Raw genomic sequence first — 12,415 nt, forward strand, 5'->3', positions numbered from 1 at the left:
TATGGACGAATGGATTATACCTATTATCATATTGATAGGTATTATGATGTCCTTAATTGGTGATAGAAATACGAAAAAAAATAATGACAGTAAAAAGAAGCATGTTATGCCACCGCCGCCACCGCCTAAAAGTGCATTTAAGCCTGCGCCGGCATCTGCTGACAAAGCGACTGTTATAGCCGTTTCTGCTACCTCATTGCCTAAACAACCAGAGTCAGTGCCACGGCAAACAACCATATCTAATACCAGGTGCGATGGTGATGATTTCAAATTGCGTGTCAGAGGCGGGGAGTTGAAGCGCGCGATGGTGATGATGGAGGTATTAGGGCCTCCAAAATCGGAGAAGCATAGAAGATGATCCCGTAAGCCTGTCCATATGGATGGGCTTATTCTTTTTTAAAACGACAGCGCATACATTTATGGAGAAGGAGTTGAAGTGTATGCCTAAGCGTTCGTCCGAACAATTAAAATCATTTTTGTCCAGCATGCTGGATTTACCACAGGATGTGGTATTGGACCTACCAAGATTGATAGCACTGGGCAAGACGCAACTTTATATAGAGAATCATAAAGGGATTATAGAATATACGCCGGAGCGGATACGCGTAAATTCCGCTATAGGTGTTATAAGGCTGACCGGCAAGGGCATGTCCATAAAGACCATCGAAACGGAGGAGATACTTGTTAGCGGTCAGTTGACGTCTATAGAGTTTCTATGACAAATATAACCGCGGGGTGTAAATATGTTTGTATCTGCTATATGGCATTATATTTTTGGATATGTTATCATCAGAGTAGAAGGAATGTCGCTGGAGAAGTTTATAAATTTATGCCTTCAGCGTGGCATTCACCTATGGGATGTGAGGCGCCAATCCTATAGCGTACTTAAAGCGCGTATAAGCATAAAAGGGTTAAAACAGCTTATTTCAATATCGTATATAACGCATTGCCGCATAGAGGTATTGTCTAAACGTGGGTTACCTTTTTTATTTTCGCGCCTTAAGCGCCGATATATGTTTATAGCTGGATTTATATTATTTTTTGTTATAATATATATATTATCCTCATTTATATGGACGGTGGAAATAAGCGGCAATGCAAGGGTATCTGGGCAGCGCATTTTGGAAGAACTGGCGGATAGTGGTTTGAAGCCGGGTATACGCAGAGAGGGTTTATCTATAAATGATATTGAGAATGATATGCTTATTAAGATGCCCGAGTTATCGTGGATTGGAATAGAATTAAGGGGTACCAAGGCTATAGTGCGCATCGTGGAAGCTGTTATGCCGCCTGAACGCATCGATATAGATCAACCGTGCGATATAATAGCATCTAAGGACGGCGTTATAAGCAAAATTACAGTCATGCAGGGCCAGTCTGTGGTTAAGGTAGGTCAGACGGTTAAAAAAGGCCAACTCCTCATTACAGGGGTTATAGAAAAAGAAGGCATGGATACGCGCTATGTACATGCCATGGGTGAGGTATTGGCGCGTAGGTGGTATGAAGGGCATGCCAAAGCATCGATTGTATCGGTACGCAAGAAGCGTACCGGCAGCGTGATGAGCAAAAAATATATGATAATAGGGAAAAGAAAAATAAATATAAGCGATCCCGATATAACTTACTCCAGTTATGATAAAATAGAAGTAGTAAATATATCATTGGACAAAATAGGAATACCAATGAAAATGATTACCGAAAAATATTATGAAACTATAGAGGAAACGTCTACTCAAGACATAGAAGCTGTACAAAAGAAAGTACAACAATTGGCTATAGAAGACGCAAAGAAAAATCTGCCGCAAGAGGTAAAAGAAATAGCTGATGAAACTGTAACTTTCAGCATGGATGATGATGGTACAATACATGCCGATGCTTTATTAGAAGTAATAGAGCGCATCGATCAGGAGCAGGCAATAGAGATACCTATAGAGGAGGAAAACAATAGTGGTAATACAGCTAAACGTTGATAGCATGGAGGAGATAGCTGGTTTGTTTGGGACATTTGATGAAAATGCCAAGCTGATAGAAGAACAGACCGGGGCACGGATTGTGGCGCGTGGAACCGAACTTAGGATAGAGGGTACCGAAGAAGAGGTTATGTTAGCTCAAAAAGTGGTAAATGATTTGTTGGTCAAGATACAGCGCCGCGAGCCCATAGATAAAATAAGCATACAATATGCCATAGACTTGGCTAAAGAAGGAAATGAAACTTTTATAAAAGAAAAACTCAGCGATGTAGTATGTGTGACTCACAGAGGCAAACAAATAAAATGTAAAACTATAGGCCAGAAAGCCTACGTAGACGCCATTCGCAACAACGACCTGGTATTCGGCATAGGGCCGGCCGGTACAGGTAAAACTTACCTGGCAGTGGCTATGGCGGTGGTGGCTTTTAAGAACAAAGAGGTGGCACGCATCATATTAACCAGGCCGGCTGTGGAAGCGGGAGAGAAGCTTGGCTTTTTACCAGGTGACCTACAGGAAAAGGTTGATCCGTATCTGCGCCCGTTATATGATGCCATGTACGATATAATAGGTGTGGACAGCTTTCAGAAGATGATGGAACGGGGCGCTGTAGAAGTGGCACCGCTGGCCTATATGCGCGGTCGGACGCTAGACGATGCATTCATAATATTGGACGAAGCGCAAAATACGACGCCTGAACAAATGAAGATGTTTTTGACGCGTATGGGTTTCGGCTCTAAGATGGTGGTGACGGGTGATATAACGCAGATAGACCTTCCGCACGATAAGATATCAGGGCTTATGCATGCCGCTCGTGTGCTGCGCGATGTAAAGGGTGTAGAATTCGTTTATCTTACCGAAAAAGATGTGGTACGTCACGAGCTGGTGCAACGCGTGATAAAGGCATATGAAGCGTATGAAAAAAACAATGCTCCAGCTTCGCAGTCATAGCGAGGCGACCTTATATTGCGTGGGGCGTATAGCCATAATACGCATCTTCGATTCGTAATATGACAGATTCAGCGTGTGCAATGATATAAAAGCCTACGCCCGCTCAGCATATATGTCAAGCCTTATGCCACGTACACATATTACGAATTACAGATACGCATTAAATAAAGGTGAATAGTCACAAATAAACAGCGGATGGAGGGACTGAGATGAACATACTTATAGATGACCGACAGTCGGTTATGGAGATAAGGGATGATGTCTATGACTTGCTGGAACAGGTTGTGAAGCGTTCTATAGAGCTAGAGGGACTGGAACCGGACATAGAAGTCAGTATAATACTTATAGACAATGAACAGATAAAGGAATTGAACAGAGATTTCAGGGGCATCGACAGAGAAACCGATGTTTTGTCCTTTCCGGCCATCGATTATGAAAGCGATGAGGGTGAGCCTGTGGAGGATATAAATATGGATACCGGTGACCTTATATTGGGGGATATAGCGATATCGGTTGAGAAGGCTGCTCAACAAGCTGAGGAATACGGCCACTCTTTCTATCGTGAAATGGGTTTTTTGACCGTGCACGGTATGTTCCACCTTTTAGGCTATGACCATGAGGACGAAGAAGAAGCTACTATTATGCGTCAAAGAGAAGAAATGGTGTTATCATCCCTGGGACTAGAGAGGGAATGATGGTATGCTCGATGTGGACATGCTTATAACGAAGGTCAAAGAAGCGCGTGAGCGTGCTTATGCGCCTTATTCGCATTTTCGCGTAGGTGCGGCATTGCTGACGCAATCCGGCCGCATATATACCGGCTGCAATATAGAGAACGCTGCATATGGTGCGTCTAACTGCGCTGAGAGGACGGCTATATTTAAAGCTGTATCCGAGGGATATAGTAGTTTTAGCGCCATGGCCATTATTAGTGATGCCGAGGAATATATATTCCCATGCGGCATATGCCGTCAGGTTATATGGGAATTCAGCCACGATATAGATATATTCGTCTGTACCGCCGATGGCCGCTGGCAACGACATAATATAAAAGAGCTTTTACCGCATGGATTTCAGATGTGAATGCCTCTAGCATTTTCTTGGCTTATGATATATACTATTAGCGATATGCTTATGTAAAGGGGTGCTTGAGTGTTTAAACGCATACAGGGAAATGCCAGAGGATGTCTTATGTTTGAGCCGCTTTTTGTTATACCGTTTAATATGTACGCTACTTATGCATCGGTATATATGCTCGAGCTCGGTTTAAGTGAGACACAGATAGGCTTAGTGACATCTATATGTCTGGTGGTTCAAATATTTTCTTCGTTTATAAGTGGATATCTAACCGACAGGATGGGCCGTAGGTCTGCGTTATTGGTGTTTGACCTCATAAGTTGGGGTATACCAATTTTTATATGGGCTGTAGCGCAAAATTTCTGGTATTTTTTAGTAGCTGCTATAATAAACGGTTTCCAGAAGGTCCCGAATACGGCTTGGTATTGCTTGCTGGTAGAAGATACCGATCCGAAAGACCGCTCTTTTGTATTTACCGTGTTACAACTTATAGGCGTATTGGCTGGTTTTTTTGCTCCTTTGGGAGGTTTACTGGTTAGACATTATACGTTAATACCGGCTATGAGAATTATGTATGTGATAACAGGTATAAGTATGATTACCATGTTTTTAGGCCGGAATAAAGCCACTCATGAAACCGAGATAGGTATAAGAAAGCGTCAGGAAAGCAAGCAAGCAGGCCTGAAAAAAGGTTTAGCCGAGTACAGTTATGCCATAAAGCTGATGTTATCCAATAAGCCGCTTATGCTTATATTTGGCGTTTACATATTGAACAACTTTCAGATGACAATGCGTGGGACTTATTTATCCATATATTTAGTAGATGCATTGAAACTCAATGATGCCCTTATATCAGTATTTCCGGCTATATCTTCGATAGCTATGTTAGTTTTAATGTTTTTAGCTGTACCGAGGTTTAACGCTGAGAGATATGAAAGGTATATGATGCTCGGTTTTAGCATATCTATTGCGGCTAATATTATGCTGATATTAGCACCTATAGGCAATGTGTTATTGGTAATTATAAGCACCATATTAGCGGCAGCCGGTGCTATTATAGCCAATCCGTACCTGGAAGCGGCAGTGGCCAATGCCATAGATGATGAAAATAGGGCTAAGATATTTTCTATCCTTACGGTATTCATACTGATATGCATATCGCCAACAGGCGTTATAGGTGGCTGGACATACACTATAGATCCCCGCGTACCGTTTATACTGGTAACATTGGCGTTTATAGGAGGTATGGCGCTTATGGCAATATTTGTTAAGCAACAGAAATTGCATAAAGATGCTTGAGGGTGACGATTATGTTAAATGATGAAAATGCATCGGTCAAGCCTAAGGGTAGCTCCGTGGCCTTATTTTGTATAATAACGGCGCTTTACTGGTTTTCTCTATATGCATATATACCCATATTTACGCCATATGTAGAATCATTAGGCGCTGGGCATACCATGACTGGCCTTATAGTCGGATCTTACGGTCTTACGCAATTGTTATTGCGTATACCGTTGGGTATTGTATCGGATAGACTGCGGAAACGCAAGATATTTGTGTCGCTGGGGATGTTGTTATCTTTGGGCAGCAGCCTGGGCTTGTGGCTGGTGCCTGGCGTGTGGGGAGCGTTGATATTCAGGGGATTGGCGGGTGCGGCTGCCTCTACATGGGTGGCGTTTACAGTGCTATTCTCCAGCTATTTTAATGAGGGGCAGGCCCAAAAAGCTATAGGTACTATAAATGTCTTCAATTCTTTGGGCCAGATGCTGGCCACGTTTGCAGGGGGCTGGCTGGCGCAAAGTGTGGGGTGGCAATCCACCTTTATACTGGCCGCTATTGTAGGAGCTATAGGCTTGGTTGCCAGCCTGTTTGTGGCTGAGACTCGTGTTCCGACAAAACAACCGTTACAGGTGGAACAGCTTCTTAAGGTTGGCAAAAGCGTCAGCTTGCTTACAGTATCCGGGTTGGCCATATTATCGCAATTTGTCACATTTGCCACGGTATTTGGCTTTACTACGGTGCATGCACAATCTATAGGTGCCGGAGAATTCGAAATGGGTCTTTTAACGCTTATATCTACATTACCTTATATGCTGGCCTCTACTTTAGTAGGCTCGGTTTTTGCGACGCGTTTCGGTGAAAGGCGCACCGTGACAATTGGTTTCGCTATAGTGGCTGTATGTGCTGCTATAATACCGTTTACGCGTAGCATGTCTGGCTTATACATATCCCAGGCTATAGGAGGCTTTGGCCGCGGTATGGTCTTTCCCGTGCTTATGGGCTTGAGTATAAAGACAGTGGAGCCCGATAAAAGAGCCACTGCTATGGGTTTTTTTCAAGCTATTTACGCCGTTGGCATGTTCGTTGGGCCGTTTTTGGTAGGCCTTATAAGCGATGCTGTAGGCTTGACCGGCGGCTTTTTAGCTACGGCCGCGGTAGGTACTGTGGCAGCGTTTGTAGCCTGGGCCTCGCTTAAACCGTTGAGCCGGTCTATATAAAGTGTTATAATAGATACGGATTTCGAAAGGAGGACTTGAAATTACTATGCCGAGTTATGATATGAAATGTAAGCATTGTAATAATGAATTTACTACAATGGTAAGCATAAGAGCAAAAGAAGAAGGCGAAATAGCATGTCCGCACTGCGGCAGCCATGATGTAAATCAGATTTTTAAGAACGTCAACTTTATCAAAGGCGGCGCTTCTGCAGCTTCATCGAGCAATAGTTGCAGCACCGGTGGTTGTGGCTCTTGCCACGCCTGCAGCGCGTAAGGGGCTATGGGAAGGGTCACGTTTATAACCGGAGGAGCCAGGAGCGGTAAGAGCGCATTTGCTGAAAGATTGGCGCGGCAGTATGGCGACGATGTGGCTTATATAGCCACATCTATCGCTACCGACGCCGAAATGGAAGAGAGGATACGCTTGCATAGGCTGCGCCGGCCGGCCGGGTGGACTACATACGAATCATATAAAGGCATAGGAGATATAATAAATGGTACTGATAAAAGCGTAGTATTGTTGGATTGTATAACCATAATGGTTACCAACCTTATGTTAGAATATGATATAGATTGGGATCATTGTACCATCGAGCAAATCGATGCTGTCGAGCATGCTATAAGAGCCGAGATAAAGATAATGCTCGACGCAGCGAAAGGTGGTAAAGCCGATCTTATAGTCGTATCGAATGAGGTGGGCATGGGGTTGGTCCCCGATTATCCTCTGGGCCGTATATTCCGGGACATAGCAGGCAGAGTGAATCAACTCATTGCGGCGCAAGCCGATGAGGTGTACTTTATTATATCGGGCATACCGCTTAAGCTTAAGTCCGGTGGCACAGGTGGCTTATGATATGTGGCTTGTAAAATGGATCAAGAGGTTTATATTGGCCGTACAGTTTATGACCAAGATACCCATATCGGTACAATTGGATGTAGATGAGCGGGACTTTGCTCAGAGCATGCTATTCTACCCCATTGTAGGCCTTATCGTAGGGGCATTGATGGCAGGGGTATACTATATTTTCAGCCTAATAGCAAGCGGATTGTTGCCTCCTGTTGCGGCGGTTTTATCAGGAGTGGCTGTAACCGGTGCATTTCATCTCGATGGGTTGGCTGATGTATGCGATGCCCTCTTGAGCAATAAAGACAGAACGGGTATGCTGGCTGTTATGAAGGACAGCCGCATAGGTACCGGAGGCGCCGTGGCCATAGCCTCTATCCTTATACTTAAAATAGCGGTGCTGACTGAGATGAGCGGGAACATCGCATATGACGCATTGCTGTTGGCCCCTGTACTGGGCAGAACTGGCATAGTTACAGCCGCTGCGATATCACGATATGCGAGAGCTGAGGGCGGGCTGGGACAGCATTTTATAGATAAAACAGGCTGGTTGCAGATGCTCTGGACTGCGATTATAGCTTTGGCTATAGCTGCTTTGGCGATAGGATATGCAGCGTTAGTGCTTTTAGCAGCCGAGTTTTTAACGACGGTGTTGTTTGCGAAATATATGAAGTTTAAAATAGGTGGTATGACAGGGGATACTCTCGGCGCTACATGCGAAATCACAGAAGTAGTAGTACTGCTAATATTCTCCGTATATATGTGATAACCGCGATTCGTAATATGTAACTGAAACGGGTGGCATAAAGCGAATCGAAGATGTGATAAGCCGAAGCTTGCTGATTGAGGCTATAAGGGGTATAATTAATGCGTAAATTTATAGGAGGTGTTTTAAATGAGCGATTCCATAAAAGTAACGGTTTGGAATGAGTATCTTCATGAGAAAAAAGATGAAGAGGTAGCTCGCGTATATCCAAAGGGTATACATAATGCTATAGCGGAGTACTTAAATACACAGCCAGGTATACAGGCCAAAACCGCAACGCTGGATATGCCGGAACACGGTTTAACGGATGATGTCCTAAATGACACAGATGTGCTGATGTGGTGGGGGCATATAGCCCACGATCAGGTCAGCGATGAAGTGGTGGATAAGGTTTATAGCAGGATTATGGACGGTATGGGGCTCATAGTACTTCATTCCGCGCATTTTTCAAAGATATTCAAAAAGCTTATGGGTTCAACTTGCAATCTTAAATGGCGCGAAGCCGGAGAGAAAGAACGCTTGTGGGTGGTGGAGCCTGGTCATCCAATAGCAGAGGGATTGCCCGAGTACATAGAGATACCGCATACCGAAATGTACGGCGAGCGTTTTGACATACCGCAGCCTGATACATTGGTGTTTATAAGCTGGTTTGCTGGTGGAGAGGTATTCAGGAGCGGTTGCTGCTATAACAGAGGAAATGGCAAAATATTCTATTTCCGCCCTGGCCATGAAACTTTCCCTATATACTATCAGCCGGAGGTGCAAAAGGTGCTGAGCAATGCCGTGCGTTGGGCGGCACCAGCAGATGGTCCAAAGCCTAATTTCGGTAATGTTAAACCGTTAGAGAGTATATAATAGATAAAGCCGGAGGTATATATACCTTCGGCTTTAATAAAATGAGATGTTAATCCTCTAAGTCGAGCAACTGCGGAGGGTATAAAGGCAGTTTAAAAATCTCTTCACAAATATTTTCCGCGTATTCTTCTGCCGGCGGTATTTTGCAGAACCCGAAGGCCGGTATCAAGAGTTCTACTTCGGCTACTACTTTTAATATCACGGTTACGCATACAGATATGCTAAAGCGGAAATCTCCCATATAGCATCCGCTTACGCATACTGCGTTGACTATCGATTCTACTTGTGGCGGTATAACCGATGCGGGAGGCATGAAGAGTATTATATCCTTGTGAACAGTTATAGTTGCCAATCCACTACCTTGGGTGCCGTCAGCATCCGTGAAGATGACCTCTATCGGTATGTCTACATCCGTTCTGACCCTTGCAAAGTTGGGCCTGTTCTCTATGGGCGTTATGGTCAGATTCCTTATGGTGCCTTCTACTGACGTGGTTCGGCAGCTTACAAAGGTTAAAGGAGGTGTGAATGTTACCGCAGGTTTTACCTTGGTCAGCGTTATAACGACGTTATCCAGTTGTTCTTGCTGGAGACCGGCATCGTATACCTTTTTGACCTCGACGCATACCTTCTCCGCAATTCGTCCTATATTTCCGTCTTTGACAGGACATGGCATGTTCTCTATGCCTACATTTTTATCCGAATAAAATGACATTTATCAATTCACCCCTTATAATAGTTTCAATATATATCTCATATATCCTTTGTACAATATCATGATATGCTATAATAGCTGAAAGTGTCACTACATAATCACCGTCGAGCATAAATCGGAATATAGTGATTAATGTGGGGGATGATATTACATGGAATTTACAGGCAAACGGTATTTCATAGTGGATACCGATAAGGGCAAGATGCAGATCTATTTGGATGATAGAAAGCTTATGTGTCAAAACTCGTCCAGTCAGGACATGGTGGCTGAGAATATAAAGGATTTTGATATCGCTTGTGAGCCGGATGGGACAATACGCTTATTATGTTGTAGTTTCGATGGGCATATGCTCCTTTATAAGTATGACTGGCACTCATGGAGTGGTAAGGTTATATACGATTACAGCAAGGATGATGCTGGTATAAGCCAAATAAATATTTTAGCGTATAAATCGGAAATACATCTTGTATATCTATTATCGGAAAACAAACGATCGCAAGCTGTATTTCACCATCATTGGAATGGCCGCGAGTGGACCAATGCCGTCATAGCTACTCCGGAAGGGATGGCTATAGAGAACATTTATATGCTTTATGATGACAGCAATAATCCGCATATAATAATGATCGGACAAAGATCCCAATCGTATTGCATATTGCATACCTATCTTGATGGTGTACGATGGAAAAGTGTCGAAACGCTTTATTCAACACGAAAACACATCGATGATGTATCTATATGTGCGACGCATGATATAATGCATATGATATGGCATCAATATGGGGATCAAAACCATGAGGTAATGTATGGCAAGATTACAGGCAATCAATGGCAAAAGCCGACGATGCTGGCAGAATGTCAGAGCAAAGTCAATGGTACTGCTATATCCGTCGATAACGAGGAAATCATAGCGCAGTGGATGGCAGATGAGAATCTCCATCAGTGCACATCGAGTGACGGTATTGCATGGCAAGAAGATGAACTCATATGTGCAAAAGATGATATAATAAAATGTAAATATATTAAAGAAAAAGGAGTTTTAAGATGCAATAAGGTCGATGCATTTACAATTAGAGGCGAATGGTGTATTATAAGAGGTAAGAGGAGACGGTCAGATGCTATGCAACAGGATGATGCTCAGACGCTGGTTCAACAGATGGCGTTATTAGTGGATTTATATACAGACATAAAAGGTATATTGCTGCAGATGAATGCTGATAGTTATGCGGGACGCATAGCGTCGCTGCGGGATGCGCAGGCCAGACAAAAGCAGGTCGGACTGGATATTAATCAATTGCGCCAGATAAACGAAGATATAATGAAATCATCGATGCACCTGCAGGAGCGCAATCAATTGCTGGAACGCACTAATCAAACGCTTGAACAAAAAGTAGCCGAATACGAACGATTGCTCGATAGTCTCAAGGCCGAAAATATTGCGCTGAAAAAACAGATATTGGAGCAAATGAAACTTAAACAAGCTTAATTTAGCTCTATTGTGCGGCTTTGATATGATAAAACTATAAATTATGCGATAGAAGGGGATAATAATGCCCGAGATTATGACTGATGAAAAACAAATGAATAATTCGTTGCCCCAGCCCAGGCCGTGGTGGAAAAAAGCTTTGTCGCAGGTAACTATATTCTTAATAAGCCTGGCTATAGTACTGGGAGGCTTGACACTGGCCGGATGGAAGCTGTATCAGCATTACTTTGGGCCTATGGCTCCCGGCAGCGATGAAGTAATAGAGGTAGAAATACCATTAGGATCATCTACCACTAAGATAGCCAATATATTAGAAGAAAATAAATTGGTCCGCAGTGCCACTATATTCCGATATTATGTCGATTTTTCCGGTAATTCTGGTAAGCTAAAGGCTGGAATATACAAGCTTAAGCCGAGCATGACCATGAGCCAGATGTTGGAAGAAATGCTTACAGGTAAGGCCATGGCGGCTACCAAAACATTTACTGTAGTGCCGGGCTCTACGGTAGAGAGCATGGCTAATAGCCTTGTCAAGCAAGGCCTTATAAAAGATACCAAGCGCTTTTTGGAGCTGGCTAAAAGCGATGAATTCGATACCTATTGGTTTATAGCCGATATAGAAAATGCTGATAAACGCCGGTATAAACTTGAGGGTTACTTGTATCCCGACACATATCAGGTATATGCTAACGCCAATGAGGAACAGATAATAACAAAAATGCTGGATCAATTTGAAAAAGTATTTTCGGAGGAATACAAACAGCGTGCACAGGAGCTCAACATGACCGTGGACCAGGTGGTAACATTAGCCTCGGTTATAGAAAAAGAGGCCGGTGCAAAGGATTTTGCCAAGGTATCAGCGGTCTTTCACAATCGCATAAAAAAGGACATGCCCTTGCAATCGTGCGCCACGATAAGTTATATAAAGGGTCAGACGATATTGTTTGCTTCTGGTTCCGATATCAAGATAGAATCGCCTTATAATACGTATAAATACAAAGGCCTGCCTGCTGGTCCTATATCAAACCCAGGCAAGAATGCTATACAAGCTGCTCTATATCCTGAACAGTCGTTCCTTGACCAGTATTACTATTTCGCCGTGAGCGACCCTGATACCAAAGAGACGGTGTACAGTAAGACGCTGAAGGAGCATAATAAAGTGGTGGCTCAGTACAGAGATGTATGGTTGGAGTGGCAGAAGGAGCATTCAAGTAATTAGATCGGGAATATATAGCATCCCTTTAGGCCATAATATGGA

15 protein-coding genes are annotated in these 12,415 nt (G+C 43.5%); 14 read left to right on the forward strand and 1 reads right to left on the reverse strand.

The genetic code is table 11. The annotated features are described in order from the left end of the window. Position 1: 1 nt before the first annotated feature. The 12 genes from MAHAU_RS05425 (at position 2) to MAHAU_RS05480 (ending at position 8,959) form a co-directional block, all read left to right on the forward strand. Positions 2-358, forward strand: a complete 357-nt coding sequence (locus tag MAHAU_RS05425; RefSeq protein WP_013780718.1) for a hypothetical protein — start codon at positions 2-4, stop codon at positions 356-358. 82 nt (positions 359-440) lie between these two features. Further along, complete coding sequence (yqfC, locus tag MAHAU_RS05430) at positions 441-719, forward strand: sporulation protein YqfC (RefSeq protein ID WP_013780719.1); 279 nt, start codon at positions 441-443, stop codon at positions 717-719. 24 nt (positions 720-743) lie between these two features. Continuing rightward, on the forward strand, positions 744-1,970 hold the full coding sequence (gene yqfD, locus MAHAU_RS05435; RefSeq protein ID WP_013780720.1) for a sporulation protein YqfD: 1,227 nt from the start codon (positions 744-746) through the stop codon (positions 1,968-1,970). A gap of 4 nt (positions 1,971-1,974) precedes the next feature. Continuing rightward, on the forward strand, positions 1,975-2,919 hold the full coding sequence (locus tag MAHAU_RS05440) for a PhoH family protein (RefSeq protein ID WP_041644371.1): 945 nt from the start codon (positions 1,975-1,977) through the stop codon (positions 2,917-2,919). 209 nt (positions 2,920-3,128) lie between these two features. Beyond that, entirely contained in the window at positions 3,129-3,614 is a 486-nt protein-coding gene (ybeY, locus tag MAHAU_RS05445) for an rRNA maturation RNase YbeY (RefSeq protein WP_013780722.1), read from the forward strand. A gap of 4 nt (positions 3,615-3,618) precedes the next feature. Beyond that, the gene (gene cdd, locus MAHAU_RS05450; RefSeq protein ID WP_013780723.1) at positions 3,619-4,002 is read left to right on the forward strand and encodes a cytidine deaminase; all 384 of its coding nucleotides are present in this window, start codon (positions 3,619-3,621) and stop codon (positions 4,000-4,002) included. Between the two features lie 69 nt (positions 4,003-4,071). Next, positions 4,072-5,295, forward strand: a complete 1,224-nt coding sequence (locus MAHAU_RS05455) for an MFS transporter (protein ID WP_013780724.1) — start codon at positions 4,072-4,074, stop codon at positions 5,293-5,295. Positions 5,296-5,306: 11 nt separating this feature from the next. Further along, positions 5,307-6,494, forward strand: coding sequence for an MFS transporter (locus MAHAU_RS05460; protein WP_013780725.1), 1,188 nt, complete (start codon positions 5,307-5,309; stop codon positions 6,492-6,494). A 46-nt stretch (positions 6,495-6,540) separates the two neighbouring features. Beyond that, the gene (locus MAHAU_RS05465) at positions 6,541-6,768 is read left to right on the forward strand and encodes an FmdB family zinc ribbon protein (protein ID WP_013780726.1); all 228 of its coding nucleotides are present in this window, start codon (positions 6,541-6,543) and stop codon (positions 6,766-6,768) included. A gap of 6 nt (positions 6,769-6,774) precedes the next feature. Beyond that, positions 6,775-7,347, forward strand: coding sequence for a bifunctional adenosylcobinamide kinase/adenosylcobinamide-phosphate guanylyltransferase (gene cobU / locus MAHAU_RS05470; RefSeq protein ID WP_013780727.1), 573 nt, complete (start codon positions 6,775-6,777; stop codon positions 7,345-7,347). 1 nt (position 7,348) lies between these two features. Next, a complete protein-coding gene (gene cobS / locus MAHAU_RS05475; RefSeq protein ID WP_013780728.1) occupies positions 7,349-8,104 on the forward strand; it encodes an adenosylcobinamide-GDP ribazoletransferase in 756 nt (251 codons plus the stop codon). A 129-nt stretch (positions 8,105-8,233) separates the two neighbouring features. After that, positions 8,234-8,959 carry a ThuA domain-containing protein gene (locus MAHAU_RS05480; RefSeq protein ID WP_013780729.1) on the forward strand — a complete coding sequence of 242 codons (726 nt, stop codon included), beginning with the start codon at positions 8,234-8,236 and terminating at the stop codon, positions 8,957-8,959. A 49-nt stretch (positions 8,960-9,008) separates the two neighbouring features. Here MAHAU_RS05480 and MAHAU_RS05485 read toward each other — a convergent pair whose 3' ends face one another. Next, positions 9,009-9,671, reverse strand: coding sequence for a hypothetical protein (locus MAHAU_RS05485; protein ID WP_013780730.1), 663 nt, complete (start codon positions 9,669-9,671; stop codon positions 9,009-9,011). Between the two features lie 151 nt (positions 9,672-9,822). Here MAHAU_RS05485 and MAHAU_RS05490 point away from each other — a divergent pair, with 151 nt between their 5' ends. Next, positions 9,823-11,157, forward strand: coding sequence for a coiled-coil domain-containing protein (locus tag MAHAU_RS05490; protein ID WP_013780731.1), 1,335 nt, complete (start codon positions 9,823-9,825; stop codon positions 11,155-11,157). Between the two features lie 64 nt (positions 11,158-11,221). Further along, positions 11,222-12,376, forward strand: a complete 1,155-nt coding sequence (gene mltG / locus MAHAU_RS05495; protein ID WP_013780732.1) for an endolytic transglycosylase MltG — start codon at positions 11,222-11,224, stop codon at positions 12,374-12,376. Positions 12,377-12,415: the final 39 nt, after the last annotated feature.

Source organism: Mahella australiensis 50-1 BON, assembly GCF_000213255.1.
Taxonomy (GTDB): domain Bacteria; phylum Bacillota; class Clostridia; order Mahellales; family Mahellaceae; genus Mahella; species Mahella australiensis.